Origin of the sequence: Pseudomonas urmiensis, assembly GCF_014268815.2 — a bacterium.
In the GTDB taxonomy this organism is placed as follows: domain Bacteria; phylum Pseudomonadota; class Gammaproteobacteria; order Pseudomonadales; family Pseudomonadaceae; genus Aquipseudomonas; species Aquipseudomonas urmiensis.
This window is the reverse complement of sequence record NZ_JABWRE020000001.1, coordinates 595,740-614,767: the sequence shown is the minus strand read 5'-3', so window position 1 is coordinate 614,767 and position 19,028 is coordinate 595,740. Positions and strand designations below refer to the sequence as shown.

At 61.1% G+C, this 19,028-nt stretch carries 17 protein-coding genes and 3 tRNA genes; 9 read left to right on the top strand and 11 right to left on the bottom strand.

Annotation, left to right across the window (positions count from 1 at the left end; genetic code table 11):
* Positions 1 to 17 precede the first annotated feature (17 nt).
* From ruvB to HU737_RS02765, 8 genes are all read right to left on the bottom strand, one after another.
* Positions 18 to 1,064, bottom strand: coding sequence for a Holliday junction branch migration DNA helicase RuvB (gene ruvB, locus HU737_RS02800; protein WP_186555356.1), 1,047 nt, complete (start codon positions 1,062 to 1,064; stop codon positions 18 to 20).
* On the bottom strand, positions 1,061 to 1,678 hold the full coding sequence (gene ruvA / locus HU737_RS02795; RefSeq protein ID WP_186555357.1) for a Holliday junction branch migration protein RuvA: 618 nt from the start codon (positions 1,676 to 1,678) through the stop codon (positions 1,061 to 1,063). The genes ruvB and ruvA overlap by 4 nt, the downstream gene beginning before the upstream one ends.
* A gap of 108 nt (positions 1,679 to 1,786) precedes the next feature.
* A complete protein-coding gene (gene ruvC / locus HU737_RS02790) occupies positions 1,787 to 2,311 on the bottom strand; it encodes a crossover junction endodeoxyribonuclease RuvC (protein WP_186555358.1) in 525 nt (174 codons plus the stop codon).
* Between the two features lie 107 nt (positions 2,312 to 2,418).
* Entirely contained in the window at positions 2,419 to 3,165 is a 747-nt protein-coding gene (locus HU737_RS02785) for a YebC/PmpR family DNA-binding transcriptional regulator (RefSeq protein WP_186555359.1), read from the bottom strand.
* A gap of 111 nt (positions 3,166 to 3,276) precedes the next feature.
* Positions 3,277 to 5,052 carry an aspartate--tRNA ligase gene (gene aspS, locus HU737_RS02780; RefSeq protein WP_186555360.1) on the bottom strand — a complete coding sequence of 592 codons (1,776 nt, stop codon included), beginning with the start codon at positions 5,050 to 5,052 and terminating at the stop codon, positions 3,277 to 3,279.
* Between the two features lie 143 nt (positions 5,053 to 5,195).
* Entirely contained in the window at positions 5,196 to 5,417 is a 222-nt protein-coding gene (locus HU737_RS02775; protein WP_186555361.1) for an FmdB family zinc ribbon protein, read from the bottom strand.
* A gap of 92 nt (positions 5,418 to 5,509) precedes the next feature.
* Positions 5,510 to 5,854 carry a ribbon-helix-helix domain-containing protein gene (locus HU737_RS02770; protein ID WP_405130235.1) on the bottom strand — a complete coding sequence of 115 codons (345 nt, stop codon included), beginning with the start codon at positions 5,852 to 5,854 and terminating at the stop codon, positions 5,510 to 5,512.
* A gap of 171 nt (positions 5,855 to 6,025) precedes the next feature.
* On the bottom strand, positions 6,026 to 6,499 hold the full coding sequence (locus HU737_RS02765; protein ID WP_186555362.1) for a Dps family protein: 474 nt from the start codon (positions 6,497 to 6,499) through the stop codon (positions 6,026 to 6,028).
* Positions 6,500 to 6,779: 280 nt separating this feature from the next.
* Here HU737_RS02765 and HU737_RS26360 point away from each other — a divergent pair, with 280 nt between their 5' ends.
* Positions 6,780 to 7,373 (top strand): cold-shock protein, encoded by a 594-nt coding sequence (locus tag HU737_RS26360; RefSeq protein WP_186555363.1) that lies wholly within the window; start codon positions 6,780 to 6,782, stop codon positions 7,371 to 7,373.
* A 44-nt stretch (positions 7,374 to 7,417) separates the two neighbouring features.
* On the opposite strand, the gene HU737_RS02755 is transcribed toward HU737_RS26360, so the two are convergent.
* Positions 7,418 to 7,624 carry a SlyX family protein gene (locus HU737_RS02755; RefSeq protein WP_186555364.1) on the bottom strand — a complete coding sequence of 69 codons (207 nt, stop codon included), beginning with the start codon at positions 7,622 to 7,624 and terminating at the stop codon, positions 7,418 to 7,420.
* A gap of 4 nt (positions 7,625 to 7,628) precedes the next feature.
* Positions 7,629 to 8,048 carry an HIT family protein gene (locus tag HU737_RS02750; protein WP_186555365.1) on the bottom strand — a complete coding sequence of 140 codons (420 nt, stop codon included), beginning with the start codon at positions 8,046 to 8,048 and terminating at the stop codon, positions 7,629 to 7,631.
* A gap of 767 nt (positions 8,049 to 8,815) precedes the next feature.
* Between HU737_RS02750 and HU737_RS02745 the strand changes: the two genes are divergently transcribed.
* The 3 genes from HU737_RS02745 to HU737_RS02735 all read left to right on the top strand — a co-directional run bounded on the left by HU737_RS02745 (position 8,816) and on the right by HU737_RS02735 (position 12,983).
* Positions 8,816 to 10,132 carry an OprD family porin gene (locus tag HU737_RS02745; protein ID WP_186555366.1) on the top strand — a complete coding sequence of 439 codons (1,317 nt, stop codon included), beginning with the start codon at positions 8,816 to 8,818 and terminating at the stop codon, positions 10,130 to 10,132.
* Between the two features lie 160 nt (positions 10,133 to 10,292).
* A complete protein-coding gene (locus tag HU737_RS02740; protein ID WP_186555367.1) occupies positions 10,293 to 12,008 on the top strand; it encodes a proline--tRNA ligase in 1,716 nt (571 codons plus the stop codon).
* A gap of 21 nt (positions 12,009 to 12,029) precedes the next feature.
* Positions 12,030 to 12,983, top strand: a complete 954-nt coding sequence (locus HU737_RS02735; protein WP_186555368.1) for a hypothetical protein — start codon at positions 12,030 to 12,032, stop codon at positions 12,981 to 12,983.
* Between the two features lie 46 nt (positions 12,984 to 13,029).
* Here the strand turns inward: HU737_RS02735 and dinB are convergent, their stop codons facing one another.
* The gene (gene dinB, locus HU737_RS02730; protein ID WP_186555482.1) at positions 13,030 to 14,088 is read right to left on the bottom strand and encodes a DNA polymerase IV; all 1,059 of its coding nucleotides are present in this window, start codon (positions 14,086 to 14,088) and stop codon (positions 13,030 to 13,032) included.
* Between the two features lie 219 nt (positions 14,089 to 14,307).
* Here dinB and HU737_RS02725 point away from each other — a divergent pair.
* The 5 genes from HU737_RS02725 (at position 14,308) to HU737_RS02705 (ending at position 18,991) form a co-directional block, all read left to right on the top strand.
* Positions 14,308 to 14,384, top strand: a tRNA-Met gene (locus HU737_RS02725).
* 135 nt (positions 14,385 to 14,519) lie between these two features.
* Positions 14,520 to 14,596 (top strand) — tRNA-Met (locus HU737_RS02720).
* A 131-nt stretch (positions 14,597 to 14,727) separates the two neighbouring features.
* Positions 14,728 to 14,804 (top strand) — tRNA-Met (locus tag HU737_RS02715).
* 252 nt (positions 14,805 to 15,056) lie between these two features.
* Complete coding sequence (mprF, locus tag HU737_RS02710; RefSeq protein WP_186555369.1) at positions 15,057 to 17,699, top strand: bifunctional lysylphosphatidylglycerol flippase/synthetase MprF; 2,643 nt, start codon at positions 15,057 to 15,059, stop codon at positions 17,697 to 17,699.
* Positions 17,699 to 18,991, top strand: coding sequence for a virulence factor family protein (locus HU737_RS02705; protein ID WP_186555370.1), 1,293 nt, complete (start codon positions 17,699 to 17,701; stop codon positions 18,989 to 18,991). The genes mprF and HU737_RS02705 overlap by 1 nt, the downstream gene beginning before the upstream one ends.
* Positions 18,992 to 19,028 lie beyond the last annotated feature (37 nt).

The following is a 19,028-nucleotide window of genomic DNA, read 5'->3' as shown; positions in this document are numbered from 1 at the left end:
AAGCCCGGTTTGATCTGTCATTCATCGGCAGAATCAGAAAAGTCAGCGCCCTCGCCCAATCGCCCAGGAATGTTCAGACCAAAGTGCAGGTAGGCATGCCGGGTGACCACTCGCCCACGCGGAGTGCGCATGATGTAGCCCTGCTGGATCAGGTAGGGTTCGAGCACGTCTTCGATGGTGTGCCGCTCTTCGCTGATCGCTGCCGCCAGGTTGTCGACCCCCACCGGACCACCGTCGAACTTCTCGATCATGGTCAGCAGCAGGCGGCGGTCGGAATGATCGAAGCCGCGCTCGTCGACATCCAGCAGGTTCAACGCCAGATCCGCCACCGCCTTGGTGATCTCGCCCTTGCCGCGCACTTCGGCGTAGTCGCGCACGCGGCGCAGCAGGCGGTTGGCGATGCGTGGCGTGCCACGGGCACGGCGGGCGATTTCAAAGGCGCCCTGGGCATCGATCACCAGGCCAAGGATGCCCGCCGAGCGGCTGACGATGGTGGCCAGGTCTTTGTCGCTGTAGAACTCCAGGCGCTGAACGATGCCGAAGCGGTCGCGCAAGGGATTGGTGAGCATGCCGGCACGGGTGGTCGCGCCAACCAGGGTGAATGGCGGCAAGTCGAGCTTGATCGAGCGCGCTGCCGGACCTTCGCCGATCATGATGTCGAGCTGGAAATCTTCCATGGCCGGGTACAGCACTTCCTCGACGATCGGCGACAGCCGATGAATCTCGTCGATGAACAGCACATCATGTGGCTCAAGATTGGTCAGCATCGCTGCCAAGTCACCCGGACGCTCAAGAATCGGGCCCGAGGTGCTTTTCACCGATACGCCCATTTCCTGGGCGATGATGTTGGCCAGGGTGGTCTTGCCCAGGCCCGGCGGGCCGAAGATCAAGGTATGGTCCAGCGACTCGCTGCGACCGCGCGCGGCCTGGATGAACAGTGCCATCTGCTCGCGCACCACCGGCTGGCCGATGTACTCATCCAGGCTCAGCGGGCGAATCGCGCGGTCCTGGACCTCTTCGCGGTCGCGTCCGGAGGCGGCGATCAGGCGGTCGGTTTCGATCACTTGCTAATCATCCCTTTAAGGCTGCTGCGGATCAGGTCTTCGCTGCTCATGCCGGCCTTGTCCTTGATTGCCGACACTGCCTTGCTCGCTTCCTGAGGCTTGTAACCCAGCGAAACCAGGGCGCTGACCGCATCGGCCTCGGCAGTGGAGGCGCTGCCGACCGGAGCTGGGCCATCGGACACCAGGGTGAACATGGCGGGGGAGGTTTCCCAGGCCTTGAAGCGGTCCTTGAGTTCGACCAGCAGACGCTCGGCGGTCTTCTTGCCGACCCCCGGCACACGCACCAACGCCGAAGCGTCCTGGGCCTGTACGCAGCGGATCAGATCGTTTACTTCAAGACCGGACATCAGCGCCAGCGCAAGCTTGGGGCCGACGCCGTTAAGGCGGATCAACTCACGGAACAGCTCGCGCTCACGGCGTTCGGCGAAGCCATAGAGCAGGTGAGCGTCCTCACGCACCACCAGATGGGTGTGCAAGGTCACCGGCTCGCCGACCTTGGGCAAGCGGTACAAGGTGGTCATTGGCACTTCAAGCTCATAGCCCAGGCCATTGACGTCGATAATCAGGTGCGGCGGTTGTTTTTCCGCCAGGGTGCCACGCAAACGTCCAATCACGTTCCGATCCTTCCTCTGGGGTGCCGGTCAGCGACCGGTCAACCCTATCAGCAAATGCGCCGGGTGAACGTCTCACCCGGACAAAATGTGTATCAGCGCATGAAGCGGCTACAGACGCAAGCGCCCGCCGCGTCGCCGCGCGGTAGTCAAGCCGTGGGGGATCAGGCTGGAGCGGGTGTGGGCATGGCACAAGGCGATGGCCAGGGCATCGGAGGCGTCGATCTGCGGTTTTTGCGTCAGCTTGAGCAGGTGCATGACCATCAGCATGACCTGCTCTTTATTCGCCCCGCCGGTCCCGGCCACTGCCTGCTTGACCTGGGTTGCGCTGTACTCGGCGATCTCCAGGCCCGCCTCGACCGCCGCGACGATTGCCGCGCCCCGGGCCTGGCCAAGCTTGAGCGCCGAGTCGGGATTGCGCGCCATGAACACCCGTTCGATGCCCATTGTTACCGGGCCATGCTGCTGGATGATCTCGCTGACACCGCGAAATACGATCTGCAGACGCTCAGGCAACTCGCCGGCACCGGTGCGGATACAGCCCGATGCCACGTACTCGCAACCACGCGCGGTCTGGCGTACCACGCCGAAACCGGTGATTCGCGAGCCGGGGTCGATACCTAAAATCAGAGTCATAACGCCTGCATGAATTGGGCGCGAAAGCGCCACTTGAAGAGTGAAGCGCGGCCTGTGCCCCGCGATGAGGGCGGCACAGGCGCCTGAAGCGTTACCTGCGCACTACCTTAACCCAGCTGCTCCATGATCTCGTCAGAGATCTGCGCATTGGAGTAGACGTTCTGCACGTCATCCAGGTCTTCAAGCATGTCGATCAGCTTGAGTACCTTCTGCGCACCATCGAGGTCCAACTCGGCACTCGTGGTCGGCTGCATGACGATCTCGGCGTCGGCGGCCTTGAAGCCGGCTTCTTCCAGGGCGTTACGCACCGCATAGAAGCTGTTGAAGGAGGTAAACACGTCGAACGAACCGTCGTCGTTGCTGACTACGTCATCGGCATCGGCTTCCATGGCCGCTTCCATCAACGCATCCTCATCCACGCTGGCGTCGAAGCTGATCTGCCCCTTGCGCTCGAACAGATAGGCGACAGAGCCGTCAGTGCCGAGATTGCCGCCGCACTTGGTGAAGGCATGGCGCACGGCTGCGGCGGTGCGGTTGCGGTTGTCGGTCATGGCTTCGACCATGATTGCCACGCCACCCGGGCCGTAACCTTCGTAGCTGAGCTCTTCGACGTTATCGCTTTCGTTGGTGCCCGCCCCGCGCGCAACCGCCCGATCGATGATGTCGCGACTCATGTTGGCGCCAAGCGCCTTGTCCAGAGCCAGGCGCAGACGCGGGTTGGACGCAGGATCTGGACCGCCCTGCTTGGCGGCGACGGTCAGCTCGCGGATCCACTTGGTGAAAACCTTGCCTCTCTTGGCATCCTGGCGCTCTTTGCGGTGCTTGATGTTCGCCCACTTGGAATGACCAGCCATAACGACTCCAAATCCTTGAAACAGAAACAGGTTCCGCCCCGAAGGGCGGAACGCGAAGAAATCTGCGCCGTAGCGCGGGGGTGCACCCTTGCAGATGCACCCCGGTCGCGCTTACTCGACCTTGGTCTGCTCGCGCAGACGGATGTGCAGCTCGCGCAGGGCCTTGGCATCGACCAGACCTGGGGCCTGGGTCATGACGCACGCGGCGCTCTGGGTTTTCGGGAACGCGATCACTTCACGGATCGACTGGGCGCCAGTCATCAGCATGACCAGGCGATCCAGACCGAAGGCCAGGCCGCCGTGTGGCGGTGCGCCGAACTTCAGGGCGTCGAGCAGGAAGCCGAACTTCTCTTCCTGCTCCGCCGCTTCGATACCCAGCAGGCGGAATACTGCCTGCTGCATCTCTTTGCGGTGGATACGGATCGAACCGCCACCCAGCTCAGTGCCGTTGAGCACCATGTCGTAGGCACGCGACAGCGCGGTGGCCGGGTTGGCCTCCAGCTCTTGCGGCGAGCATTTCGGCGCAGTGAACGGGTGGTGCAGTGCGGTGAAGCTGCCGTCTTCGTTCTCTTCGAACATCGGGAAGTCGACAACCCACATCGGCGCCCACTCGCAGGTGTGCAGGTTGAAGTCGTTGCCGACCTTGATGCGCAGGGCGCCCAGGGCCTCGCTGACGATCTTGAACTTGTCGGCACCGAAGAACACGATGTCGCCGTCAACCGCGCCAACGCGATCGAGGATCACGTTGAGGTTGGCCTCAGGGATGTTCTTGACGATCGGCGACTGCAGGCCTTCAACGCCTTTGGCGCGCTCGTTGACCTTGATGTACGCCAGGCCCTTGGCACCATAGATGCCGACGAACTTGGTGTATTCGTCGATCTTGCTGCGCGGCATGCTGGCGCCGCCTGGCAGGCGCAGGGCGGTAACCCGGCACTTGGGATCGTTGGCGGGGCCGGCGAAGACCTTGAAGTCGACATCCTTGAGCTGGTCGGCAACGTCAACCAGTTCCAACGGGTTACGCAGGTCCGGCTTGTCGGAACCATAACGACGCATGGCCTCTTCGAAGGTCATGTGCGGGAACTCACCGAATTCCAGGTCCAGCACTTCCTTGAACAGCTTGCGGATCATGCTCTCGGTCAGGCCCATGATCTCGGACTCGTCGAGGAAGCTGGTCTCGATGTCGATCTGGGTGAATTCCGGCTGGCGGTCGGCACGCAGGTCTTCGTCGCGGAAGCACTTGGCGATCTGGTAGTAGCGATCGAAGCCGGCCACCATCAGCAGCTGCTTGAACAGCTGTGGCGATTGCGGCAGGGCGAAGAAGCTACCGGCGTGGGTACGGCTTGGCACCAGGTAGTCGCGCGCGCCTTCTGGGGTGGCACGGGTCAGGATCGGCGTCTCGACGTCGAGGAAGCCGTTCTCGTCGAGGAAGCGACGGATGCTGCTGGTGATGCGCGAACGCAGACGCAGCTTGTCGGCCATTTCTGGGCGACGCAGGTCGATGAAGCGGTAGCGCAGGCGGGTTTCTTCGCCCACGTCGGAGTATTCGTTCAGCGGGAACGGCGGAGTCTCGGCTTCGTTGAGCACGGTCAGCTCATAGCCCAGCACTTCGATACCGCCGGACGCCATGTTGGCGTTGACCGCACCTTCAGGACGCTTGCGCACCTTGCCGGTGATCTGCACCACATACTCGCTGCGCACGCGGTCAGCGGCGGCGAAGGTCTCGGCGCGATCCGGATCGAACACGACCTGGGCCATGCCTTCGCGATCACGGATATCGAGGAAAATCACCCCGCCGTGGTCGCGGCGACGATGGACCCAGCCGCAAAGGGTGACTTCCTGGCCGTCCAGGCTCTCGTTCAGTTGGCCGCAATAATGGCTGCGCATCATGATGGTGGTTCGCTTCTCGTGATTCGTGTATTCAAGGAGGCCTTGGCCGCCCAAAGGGGCTTAGGGTTTGTACGAAAAAAAACCAGATCGGTGATTTTTCGTGCAAACCCTAATAGTGCAAGACCCGGACGTTGCAATTCAACTCAGTCGGCCTTGTCGCCGCCGGCCAGATTCTTTTTCGCCCCGGTCTTGAAGTCGGTTTCATACCAACCCGTGCCGCTTAGGCGAAAACCGGGTACCGACAGCAGCTTTTTCAATGCCGGCGCCTGACAGGCCGGGCAATCGGTCAGCGGCGCGGCGCTGATCTTCTGCAGCGCTTCGAACTGGTGTTCACAGGCTGCACATTGATAGTCATAAAGTGGCATGGGTGTCTCTCGTCAACCACAACGCTGGCTGCCAGGGCAGCAAAAACCGCGATTATATATGGTTAGAGAGTGCTGTGCAGCCCGCCCGGCGATCAATGCGTGGTTGGTGGATCAAGCAGCCAGGCTACACAAATCACCCGGATCAGACCACTGAAGTTCCTCACCCCACCCTGACGCAAGTGCACCTCGCGATCCACGTAGGACAATATCGCACTGACCGAGCAACCATTGGCTTCGGCGATTCGTTGCAGAATTCGCCAGTAGACCTGCTCCAGGCGCAAGCAGGTAGCAAAGCCGTTGAGCCGCACCGAGCGCGATACCGGCCGCACCTGGGCCATGTCGAAGTCCGCGCCAAAAGGGTCTATGCACTGCTTGCCCAGACACCCACCCTGGCTAGCATTGCGCTTGCCACGTGGCCCACTGATTTCCATTTCCATTGTTTCCACTCCATCGCCAAAAGAACTGCCCATGCGCCAGAACACGTGGACATGGCGTCCAATGAAGCGCTGCAACGGAGTTGAAAAGCAGCGGCAAAGCCTTCCTTGAGGAAACAAAAAGCCCGGCAACGCGAGGCGCAGCCGGGCTGGGTTCAGCGATTCAATAGGGAGTCACTTACCCTCGAGCAGCACTCGCAGCATCCAAGCGGTTTTTTCGTGCACCTGCATGCGCTGGGTCAGAAGGTCTGCGGTCGGCTCGTCACTGACCTTGTCAACGACCGGGAAAATACTGCGCGCGGTACGCGTGACCGCCTCTTGCCCTTCGACCAGCTGGCGGATCATTTCATCGGCAGGGGGTACGCCTTCCTCCTCCTTGATCGAGGAGTGACGTGCGTAGAATGCGTAGGAGCCAGGCGCTGGGAAGCCCAGTGCACGAATTCGCTCGGCGATTGAGTCCACGGCCAGGGCCAGTTCGTTGTACTGCTCTTCGAACATCAGGTGCAGGGTACGAAACGATGGGCCGGTCACGTTCCAATGAAAGTTATGGGTTTTCAGATACAGCACATAGGTATCCGACAACAGGCGGGATAGCCCATCTACGATGGACTTGCGATCTTCTTCACTGATACCGATATCGATTGCCATGAAGTTCCCCTTTCCATAAGGCTTGATGAGTCAAGCGGGCGATCCACACTGTAACAAGACTTGCCCCAGCGTGCATGTGACCTACGGCAACTCATCAGCTCGCCCGCCCCTCGGTTTGAGAAGCCTGCGCCTTTGCTGTTAAATAGGCAGCGTGCCACCCGTGCGGACTGTAAATGCCGGGTGCATAGGCTGGCCAGCCGCGTGACCGCGCTTTCTATCTCCTGCGCACCGCGCTGACAGCTCTTCCTGTGATCGGCCTTATCAATGTGAGCCTAACCAAATGTTCAAGATCGTCCATCTGGTGACGGGCGTTGCAGCTTTGCTGCTGTCGCTCATACCCAGCCTGAAAACCGAAGCAATACCTTTCCTGCAGCAACCGCAGGCCATCTACCTGGCCTTGCTCGGCCTGCTTAACCTGCTTCTGGCACCGGTGGTGCCGTTGTACTACAGAGGCGCGCGCCAACAGCTGCAACACCTGGCCAGCGCCCTGCTGGTGGTCGCGGTGATCCTGCAAACCGTGACCCTGCTGGCACGCCCGGAGCTGGGTGATCTACCCGCCCTGCTCTGCGCCGCCCTGGCCATCGCCCTGCACCTGGGCGCAGGCTTTGCCCGCAGCCCCAAGAAAGCTCGCGCCAACGCCAGCAGCACGCAAGATGCAGGCAAGCGCGATACCGGCACCGTCAAGTGGTTCAACACGTCCAAGGGGTTTGGTTTTATTTCCCGCGACTCCGGTGACGATATCTTCGTGCACTTTCGCGCCATTCGTGGCGAGGGCCACCGGGTCCTGGTCGAAGGCCAGCGCGTGGAGTTCTCGGTCATGCACCGCGACAAAGGCCTGCAGGCCGAAGATGTGATCGCGGTTTCTCGCCGCTGATCGGGTCTACCTTGCGGGAGCCATGCTCCCGCAAGTCCGCAGCCTCAATAATGAGGTGGCGGCGCCTCCTCCCCCTCGCTGCCGTACTGCCCGACCATTTCCTCGTAGCGCTTGATCAGCTCGGCCATCTGCAACTGCAGGCGATCGATCACCCGCCCCTGCTCGACCACCACATCATTGAGCGCCTGGATGGTGTCGTCCTGAAACGCCATGCGGGTTTCCAGGTCGATGATCTGCGATTCCAGCGACATACCTTCAAGCCTCCTTGTAGCTGGCGTTCAACACCGAACGCAGGCGCTGACGGATTTCATCCAACTGCTCCTGACGGTATTCGAGCGCAGGCACCTTGCCCCACACCGGCGCCGGCCAGGCGGCATCGTCATGGCGGCGCACGATCACATGCATGTGCAGCTGGCTGACCACGTTACCCAGGGTGGCAACGTTCATCTTGTCAGCCTTGAACGCCGACTTGAGCGCACCGGCCAGGTAGTTGGTTTCCTGCCAGAGCAACTGCTGGTCGGCTTCACTCAGGTCGAACAGCTCGCTGATCCCGGCTTGGCGTGGGACCAGAATGAACCACGGGTAGTTGGCATCCTTGCTGAGCAACAGCTGGCACAGCGGAAAATTTCCCAGGACCAGGGAATCCTGCTGCAGACGCGAATCCAGGACGAACACGGCAACGCTCCTTCTTTAATAGCGCAGCCCGTAGATCACGGGCATTGATGGGCGAAGGATACCCTGCTTCGCGTGCGCCGGCATGAAATGCCGCCCACAGGGGCGCTTGAGCACGGTTTTGGTTCACGCCACACGATTGCGAGCCCCAAGCCGGTAACACAGCGCTACTTTTCGCACCAAAATGAAGCCAAAAAATTCAGCAAACAGGACTCATTCACACTAAAACTACTCAGCGTGAACAGTTTGCGGTAACACATTGAGTTAGTTAGCAACCTTACAGTTTCACTTCGCCAGTATTACTGGCACACCATCAGACAGTCACGCCCCCGTGTTTCCGGCAGTTCTCCCCCGCCACCACGGGTGAATGTGAAAATTTCATCAAGGCCGTGTGAAATTGAGCACGCTTGTTGCATTCCATTTCCGCCATGTCGGCACGACACCTGCATTGGGCGGGTGGACGCGACAAATAACAACAGCGGCATTGGAAAACCAGGGAGTTTCAAAGCTTGAGTGTGTTCTTTACACATTCGTGACGGCGATTGAAGCAACGCTGGGGTGGACGTCCCTGATTCGGGACGTGATTTGCGACAAGGAATTAACCAAAAGCGACCCGTTATAAAGTTTCTGAAAAGTTGCTTTTTACATATCGCCAAGATCAGTCAGCGTGATATACATTTTCGCCGACATAACAAGAAAGAGCTGCCCCATATAACTAAAACTCTTGGGCGCAGCGGTACTCTTCCTAAAAACCAAAGGAGCAAATCACGATGCGCGTGATGAAGTGGAGCATGATCGCCCTGGCCGTTGCGGCAGGGACCTCGCAGATGGCCATCGCCTCTTCGCAAGATGAATCCAAAGGCTTTGTCGAAGACAGCCAACTGGGTGTAAAACTGCGTAACCTGTACTTCAGCCGTGACTTCCGTAACAACGACGACGACAAGAGCCGTAGCGCCGAATGGGGCCAAGGCTTCATCGGTACGTTCGAGTCCGGCTTCACCCAAGGCACTGTCGGCGTAGGCTTTGATGCTATCGGCCTGCTGGGCCTGAAATTGGATGGCGGCAAGGGCACCTCGGGCACCGGCCTGTTCCCGACTGGCTCCGATGGTCGTTCGCAAGATGACTACTCCGAAGCGCACGGTGCAGTAAAACTGCGTATTTCCGACACCACTCTCAAGTACGGTGGCCAGTTCACCGCACTGCCGGTATTCGCTACCGACGATAGCCGCTTGCTGCCAGAAGTTGCCGAAGGCTTCTTGCTGACCAGCAAGGAAATCAAAGGCCTCGAGCTGAACGCGGGTCACTTCACTCGCCTGAACGCCCAAGCCCAATCCTACAAGGACAGCATCGGCGGCAAGAACCGCACTACTGGCATCAAGAACCCAGGCCTGACCGAAGCCAACGTCTTCGGTGGCACCTATGCCGTGACTGACAGCCTGAGCACCAGCCTGTACTACTCGCGCGTGGAAGATCACTTCCGCAAGTGGTACGGCAACATCAACTGGGCGCTGCCGATCAGCGACAATCAGGGCCTGGTGTTCGACTTCAACATCTATGACACCAAATCGATCGGCGACAACCGTACCGGCGCCGCAGTTGCCAAGGCCGATGGCAGCCGTGATCTGGACAACATCGCAGCAAGCCTGTCGGCGGCCTACAACATCGGCGCCCACACCTTCACCCTGGCCTACCAGAAAGTCAGCGGCGACGGTGACTATGCCTACGGCATCGACGGCGGCGGCACCGTGTTCCTGGCCAACTCCATCGCGCGCTCCGACTTCAACGCCGAAGACGAGAAATCCTGGCAGGCTCGCTACGACCTGAACTTCGCCGAGTTCGGCATCCCTGGCCTGACCTTCATGACCCGCTACGCCCGTGGTACCGGTGCAACCACCGAGACCACCAACAACGGCAAGGAATGGGAACGCGACATCGACGTGAAATACGTCCTGCAGGAAGGCCCTGCCAAGGACCTGAGCTTCCGTGTCCGTCAAGCCACCTACCGCTCCAGCGATGGCGTCTACTACGGTTCGAGCTCGATCGACGAACTGCGTCTGATCGTCGAGTACCCGCTGAGCATCCTGTAAGCCTGGCTTGCAGTGCCCCGCACTTGAAAAAGCCCGGCGATCACGCCGGGCTTTTTCTTGGCTGACAAGCGCCCCGCTCTGGGGCATCCTGTACGCTTTCGTTTCGCCCCCGTAGAATGCGGGGTCATTTCAACGTCTTAGGCAATCGACACGGCTCCCCATGCGCACCAGTCAATATTTGCTCGCCACCCAGAAAGAAACCCCTGCAGATGCAGTGGTCATCAGCCACCAGCTCATGCTGCGTGCCGGCATGATCCGCAAGCTGGCCTCCGGCCTGTACACCTGGCTGCCGATGGGCCTGCGGGTAATGCGCAAGGTCGAAGCCGTGGTGCGCGAAGAAATGAACGCTGCTGGCGCCCTGGAAGTGCTGATGCCGAGCATCCAGCCTGCCGAACTGTGGCAGGAATCCGGCCGCTGGGAGCAATACGGCCCTGAGCTGCTGCGCCTCAAGGACCGTCACGGCCGTGAGTTCTGCGTCGGCCCGACCCACGAAGAGGTCATCACTGACCTGGCCCGCAACGAGCTCTCCAGCTATAAACAGCTGCCGCTGAACATGTACCAGATCCAGACCAAGTTCCGTGACGAAATCCGTCCACGCTTTGGCCTGATGCGCGGCCGCGAATTCATCATGAAGGACGCCTACTCGTTCCATGCCGACCAGGCTTCCCTGCAGGAAACCTACGACCGCATGCACCAGGCGTACTGCAACATCTTCACCCGCCTGGGCCTGGATTTCCGTCCGGTGCAGGCCGACACCGGCTCCATCGGTGGCAGCTACTCGCACGAATTCCACGTGCTGGCCTCCTCCGGCGAAGACGACGTGATCTTCAGCGACACCTCCGACTACGCCGCCAACATAGAGAAGGCCGAGGCCATCCCGCGTGAAACCGTGCGTCCTGCCCCTACCGAGGAGCTGCGCCTGGTCGACACCCCGGACGCCAAGACCATCGCCCAGTTGGTCGAGAACTACAACCTGGCGATCGAGAAGACCGTCAAGACCCTGATCGTGCGCGGCGCCGAAGAAGGCAAGCTGATCGCCCTGGTGGTACGTGGCGACCACGAGCTCAACGAAATCAAGGCCGCCAAGCTTGAGCAGGTCGCAGATCCGCTGGTCATGGCTACCGATGCCGAACTGCGTGACGCCATTGGCGCCGGCGCAGGCTCGCTGGGCCCGCTGAACCTGCCGCTGGAATGCATCATCGACCGTTCGGTCGCCCTGATGAGCGACTTTGGCATCGGCGCCAACATCGACGACAAGCACTACTTCGGCGTCAACTGGGAACGTGACCTGCCCGTTCCACAAGTGGCCGACCTGCGCAACGTGGTTGCCGGCGACCCAAGCCCAGATGGCCAGGGCACCCTGGTGATCAAGCGCGGCATCGAAGTGGGCCACATCTTCCAGCTCGGCACCAAGTACAGCGAGGCGCTCAAGTGCCAGGTACTGGGTGAAAACGGCAAGCCAGTCGTGCTCTCGATGGGCTGCTACGGCATTGGCGTGTCGCGCGTGGTCGCTGCTGCCATCGAGCAGAACTTCGATGATAAAGGCATCATCTGGAGCGACACCTTGGCGCCCTTCCAGATTGCCCTGGTACCGCTGCGCTACGAGACCGAGCAGGTTCGCGAGGCAACCGACAAGCTGTACGCCGAACTGACCGCTGCAGGTTTCGAAGTACTGCTGGACGACCGTGACAAGAAGACCAGCCCGGGCATCAAGTTCGCCGACATGGAATTGATCGGCATTCCACACCGGATCGTGGTCAGCGACCGCGGCCTGGCCGAGGGCAACCTGGAGTACAAGCACCGCACTGAGCAGGAAGCCCAGCCTCTGCCGCTCAATGACGTGCTGACCTTCCTGCAAGCCCGCATCCGTCGCTGATAGCCCAATGCGCGAGTGATCATGTACAAGCGAAGTACCATTACCCTGGGGGGCGCCGCACTGTGCGGCGCCCTGTTCGTCAGCGGCTGCGCCAACCAGATGTCCCAGCGCAGCGAGCATGAGGAACGCGTCGAGCGCAAGCTGCTCGAACACAGTCTGCAGATCGACGTCGGCGAGCCCAAGGTGATGGAGCTGCCCCAGCGACGAGTACGCGTCCACGAGCAGCAGCGCTTCGAAGTCACCGAGTTCGAAGTGACCCGCCGTTACGACCGCTATACCCCCTACCAGCCTTGGCGGGAGATCTACGAGATCCCGCTGGGTGCGGTGGCGGTAGTTGCAGGTGTAGGCGCCAACGTGGTCAATGTGTTCGCCCTGGGCAATCTGCCGGACAGCGTCACCCATGACTGGCTGAGCTACGGCGTGGCCGGGCTCAACCCGTTCATGAACGTGCAGTCCAATGGCCGCGCGCAGCAGAACCTGGCGGGTATCAGCGAGGTGGAGAAAGCCAAGCGCGAAGAGTCCACCAGCCTGCCCTGGAGCGAACGCCTGGTCGAGGTCAAGGCTGGCAAAGCCAGCCATGAGCTGACGACCGACCGCAACGGCGTACTGCGCCTGAACCTGTTGGATACGCCATTCTCCGAGCAGAATCTCAGCCGCGTCGGCACCTTGCACTTGCAAGTGGTCGATGAGGACAACGGGATTCGCGGCGACGCCAGCCTGCTGGTCAGCGGCAATCTGCGCAGCAAGCTGCTGGAGGCCCACCACCTGATCTTCGATGACCTTGAGGACGATGAAGTCGGCCAATGGGTGCACCGGGTCAAGCGTCTGTCTGAGCTGGGCCTGGAAGAGGAAGCCAGTGAACTGGAGCAGAGCCTGATCGAGCTGACGCGCAACGATCCGGAGCTGCAGCAGGAGTTTTTACAGGCGCTGACCAAGCAGACCGGCCGGCTTGTGGCGGATCCTGGGGTCCAGTAAAGATCCAAAATCCTGGGGCCGCTTTGCGGCCCCAGTACTGCTGATTTCAGCAGCCAGGGAAGAGCTCCAACTGCTCATGCGCCCCACGCAAATCCCTTAACCGCACCCCCACCCCCAACAACCTCACCGGCTTGCCACCGCGAGCGAATGCCTGGCTGAGCAACTGCCGATAACTTTCCAGATCGCGCCCCGCCCCGGCCTGCTCTAGTGTCGTCTGGCTGAAATCGTGAAACTTGACCTTCACGAAGGGTTTGTCCGCCTTGTAGCTACTGTCCATGCGCGCAACCCGCTCATTGAGACTGTCCAGCAGCGCCGGTAGCTTCTCCAGGCAAGTGTTCAAGTCCGGAAGATCGGTATCGTAGGTGTTCTCGACGCTGACCGACTGCCGGCGGCTGTCGTTGTGCACCACGCGCTCATCTATGCCCCGCGCCAGCCCCCACAACCGCTCGCCAAAACTGCCGAACTCGCGCACCAGGGCCAGCTTTGACCAGTCGCGCATGTCCATGCAGGTATCGATGCCCAACCGCGTCAGCTTATCGGCGGTGACCTTGCCCACCCCATGCAACCGCGCAACCGGCAAGGCCGCCACAAAAGCCTCGACTTCACCCGGGGTGATGACAAACAGGCCATTGGGTTTGCGCCAGTCACTGGCAATCTTGGCCAGAAACTTGTTCGGCGCAACGCCCGCCGAGACGGTGATGTGCAAGGTCTTGGCCACCCGTCGACGAATATCTTCGGCGATCCGCGTGGCACTGCCGGCAAACCATTGGCTATCACTGACATCCAGATAGGCCTCATCCAGCGACAGCGGTTCGATCAGCTCGGTGTAATCGCGGAAAATCGCATGAATTTCGCGTGAGGCCTCGCGGTAGGCCTCAAAGCGCGGCTTGACGATCAGCAGGTCTGGGCACAGCTTGAGCGCATGACGTGACGACATGGCAGAGCGCACGCCATAGGCCCGCGCCTCGTAGTTGCAAGTGGCGATCACCCCGCGACGATCTGCCGAGCCACCCACCGCCATCGGCCGACCGGCCAGAGTGGGGTCGTCACGCATCTCGATGGCTGCGTAAAAGCAGTCGCAGTCGATGTGGATGATCTTGCGCAGGGACATGGATGACCGTTAGCACTGTAAATTCATACAGATATTACCGTAAGCGCCCTACAGTGAAACAGCCACACCGTGTCACTCTCGATAATCGGCCTGCAAGCCCCGCCGTTACTGCCCCGCAGGCCAATCGAGGCGCTAACAGATTGAACGGAAAAGAAATTTCCCCAGAAATAGCTTGACTATGCGGCGCAAAACCGTAGAATTCATCTCAACAGGCGCGGGATGGAGCAGCCTGGTAGCTCGTCGGGCTCATAACCCGAAGGTCGTCGGTTCAAATCCGGCTCCCGCAACCAGATTCAGAAAAAGGCCACTGTCTAGACAGTGGCCTTTTTCATTGTCCGTAAAAAACTTAACCTGAAATAAATCTAGAGAAATCAAAGGTTAACGTTTGACTCTGCGGCAGATGTCCGTATAGTGCACCCCACTGACGCGGGATGGAGCAGCTTGGTAGCTCGTCGGGCTCATAACCCGAAGGTCGTTGGTTCAAATCCAGCTCCCGCAACCAGATTCAAGAAAAGGCCACTGTTGATACAGTGGCCTTTTTTATTGACTACGAAATGGCCTGACAGAAATTTACCGCAAATCAAAGATTAACCTTGACGCCGCGGTGGATATCCGTAGAATGCGCCCCACTGACGCGGGATGGAGCAGCCTGGTAGCTCGTCGGGCTCATAACCCGAAGGTCGTCGGTTCAAATCCGGCTCCCGCAACCATATTCGTCAGAACAAACCCCGCCTGCTTTCAGCAGTGCGGGGTTTGTTGTTTTCAGGGTTTGTATCCCTGCCGGTCAAGCCCCTCCTCCGCCCCTCCCCTCTGGCAGGCCCCCCGCCTGGATGAACTATCTTTAACCGTGCCAAACGGCTGAAAGCGACTCCGTCAGGAGTAACATCTGGATACGTTTTCCAAAGGGACTTCCACTTGGCCGCACCTTCCCCCTACCTCGCGCTGTCCGCCCGGGGTACTGCATGACCGCCCACAACTGCGAACCTCAAACGCCTCTGGCTGCGGCGCTGCCGGTTGCTGCCCAACGCCTGCCCTGGGTTGAACGGCTGAGCCGCTACCGCCAGCCGATTGGCCTGGCATTGACCCTGCTGTTGTTCGGCATGGCCTTGGTCGCTTGTCGCCATCTGCTCAGCGAGCTGGACATCTACGCGCTGCATGACGCCATGCTCAGCGTGCCTAGCCAATCGCTGTTCGGCGCCCTGCTGGCGACTGTGCTGGGCTTCGTCATTCTGCTCGGCTACGAATGGTCGGCCAGCCGCTACTCCGGCGTGCAATTGCCTGCCCGTACCCTGGTGCTGGGTGGCTTCAGCGCTTTCGCCATCGGCAATGCGATTGGTCTGTCGATGCTTTCCGGGGGGTCGGTGCGCTATCGTCTGTATGCCCGCCAAGGCCTGGGAGCTGCTGAAGTTGCGCGGATGACGGTGTTCGCCAGCCTATCACTGGGCTGTGCCCTGCCACCGCTGGCCGCATTGGCGACGTTGAGTAATCTACCCGCAGCCTCCACTGCCCTGCGCATGCCGGCAGGTTGGCTGGCCGGCATTGCAATCGCCGTGCTGGCCCTGACCGCCTTGCTGGTGGTTGGCCTGTATCGCCGCCGCCTGGCCGAGCAACCCTTGCGCGACAGCCTGCTGGTGCAGCTCGGCCGACGCACCTTGCGCCTGCCTAGTGGTCGCCTTGCGGCACTGCAATTGTTGATCACTGCGCTAGATGTCGCCGCCGCGGCCACGGTGTTGTACCTGCTGTTGCCCGAGGCACCGCCCTTCGCCGCTTTTGTGCTGGTCTACCTGCTGGCCTTGGCCGCTGGGGTACTCAGCCATGTGCCGGGTGGTGTCGGTGTGTTCGAGGCCATCCTGCTGGCGGCCTTCGCCGATCAACTGGGAGCTGCGCCACTGGCTGCTGCCCTGCTGCTGTATCGCTTGATCTATGTAGTGCTACCGCTGCTGCTGGCCTGCGTGCTGCTACTGGCCAACGAGGCGCGACGCTTGCTGGTGGCCCAGCAGGCGATCAAGGCCGCCTCAGGGCTGGCCGCGCCGGTATTGGCCATCCTGGTGTTCCTGTCTGGCGTGGTGCTGCTGTTCTCAGGGGCCACTCCAGAGATCGACACACGCCTGGAACACATGGGGTTCCTGGTGCCGCATCGGCTGATCGATGCCTCGCACTTTGGCGCCAGCCTGATTGGCGTACTGTGCCTGCTGCTGGCGCAAGGGCTGCGCCGGCGCCTGTCTGCTGCCTGGCTGCTGACTACGATCCTGCTGCTGGTCGGCGCGCTGCTGTCGCTGCTCAAGGGCTTTGACTGGGAAGAAGCCTGCGTGCTGACCTTTACCGCAGCGCTGCTGGCGCTGTTCCGGCGCTCATTCTATCGGCCCAGCCGCTTGCTGGAGCTGCCGTTCTCGCCGGTCTATCTGGTTGCCAGCGCCTGCGTCGTGGGCGCTTCGGTATGGCTGCTGCTGTTTGCCTATCAAGATGTTCCCTACAGCCATCAGTTATGGTGGCAATTCACCCTGGACGCCGACGCCCCACGCGGCCTGCGGGCAGCCATGGGCAGTGCGGTGCTGCTGGTGTTCGTGGTCCTGACCTGGCTGCTGCGCACTGCCAGGCCGGTGATCCACCTACCCAATGAACACGAGCTACAGCGCGCCAAGCAGATCCTGCTGAGCTCCGATCAGCCCGACGGTGGCCTGGCCCTGACCGGCGACAAGGCGCTGTTGTTCCACCCCAACGACAACGCTTTCATCATGTATGCCCGTCGTGGGCGCAGCTTGGTGGCCCTGTACGACCCGATCGGCCCGGCCCAGGAGCGCGCCGAGATGATCTGGCAGTTCCGCGACCTGTGCGACCTGCACCACGCCCGCCCGGTGTTCTACCAGGTGCGCGCAGAGAACCTGCCGTTCTACATGGACATCGGCCTTACCGCGCTCAAGCTCGGCGAAGAAGCGCGGGTCGACCTGCGCCGCTTCGACCTGGAGGCCAAGGGCAAGGAGATGAAAGACCTGCGCTACACCTGGAACCGCGGCGGCCGTGATGGCTTGACCCTTGAGCTACACGAACCCGGCCAAGCGCCACTTGAAGCACTCAAGCAGATCTCCGACGCCTGGCTGCAAGGCAAGAACGTACGCGAGAAAGGCTTCTCTCTGGGCCGCTTCAGCCCCGACTACCTGCAGCACTTTCGGATCGCCCTGATTCGCTTCCAAGGTCGCCCGGTAGCGTTTGCCAACTTGCTGGAAACGCAGAGCAACGAGCTGGCCAGCCTCGATCTGATGCGGGCGCACCCGGAGGCGCCGAAGCTGACCATGGAATTCATGATGATCGGCCTGATCCTGCATTACAAAAGCCATGACTACGGGCGCTTCAGCCTCGGCATGGTGCCGCTTTCCGGTCTGCAGCCACGGCGTGGCGCCCCCTTGACCCAACGCCTGGGTTCGATGGTGTTCCAGCGCGGCGAGCAGCTTTACAACTTCCAGGGCCTGCGGCGCTTCAAGGACAAGTTCCAGCCGGACTGGGAACCTCGTTACATGGCTGTGCCAGCCGGGCTCGACCCGCTGGTGGCGCTGGCCGACACTGCCGCCCTGATCGCGGGCGGCCTGACTGGATTGGTGAAACGTTGATGATCCGACGCTATTGGCAGTACGTATTGATTGCCTTGCTGGTGGCCCTGGCGGCTGCGGCAGTAGGGTTCTGGCTGTGGACCCGCCCAGCGCCGGAGGCGCACATTGAGCACCTGGCGCTGACCGATGGCAGCAGCCTGGTTCGTGCCACCCCAGGTGTGCACGCCAAGGCCCGCGTGGCCATCGGCGTACCTGAGGATCAGGCACTGAGCGATAAACAGTTGCTCGACCTGAGCCAGGCCGGTGAGGCGCAACTGGTGCAAGTGATCCTGCCACCCAATGACTGCGCCAAGCAGCAACAGGCCCTGGACCAGGCCATCAGCCATTTGTCCGCTGCGCCCACCCTGGTGGCAGGCATCGGCCCTGGCGGTGCCCAGGCCTGGCGTTGGCTGGCCAGCCAACGCGACGACAAGGCGCGCGCCATCTCGGTTGACTTCAACCTCGAACAACCCGGCTGCCCGGCACTGCCCAAGGCTGCTGCCCACGGCCATTGGAACGTGGCCTGGAACGACAACCCGGACGACGCCAGCGCCGCCTTCGTGCGTGACCAGGCCAATGCCGAGACCAGCATCAGCGACTACGACATCCACCTGCCACAAGTGCTCAAGAGCCAGCTGACCCAAGCCCTGGTCGGCCATGACGGCAATGCCTTGAGCATCCCAGTGGTAGAAGTGCCGGCGGGCCAAACCACCGATACCGTGACCCTGTTCCTTTCCGGTGACGGCGGCTGGCGTGACCTCGATCGCGATGTCGCCGGCGAGATGGCCAAGCTCGGCTACCCAGTGGTGGGTATCGATACCCTGCGCTACTACTGGCAGCACAAGACGCCCGAGCAAAGCGCTGCCGACCTGTCCGAGTTGATGCAGCACTATCGGCAGAAATGGGGTACCAAGCGCTTCGTGCTCACCGGCTACTCGTTCGGCGCCGATGTGCTGCCAGCGATCTACAACCGCTTGCCAGTAGAAGACCAGCAACGGGTCGACGCGGTGATCCTGCTGGCCTTCGCCCGCAGTGGCAGTTTTGAGATCGAAGTCGAGGGCTGGTTGGGCAAGGAAGGCCAGGAAGCGCCGACCGGGCCGGAAATGGCCCGCATGCCGGCGGCCAAGGTGGTGTGCATCTATGGTGTGGAAGAAAGCGACGAGAGTGGCTGTACCGATCACACTGCGGTCGGCGAGCGCCTGAAACTACCGGGCGGGCATCATTTCGATGAGAACTACCCGGCGCTGGCCAAGCGCTTGATCGGCGAGATCGAGACGCGCCAGGGCAAATCGAGCGTCGCAGAGCAGAACTGATCGAAAGCGGATAAAAACAGTGCTGCTGTGTCAGTTC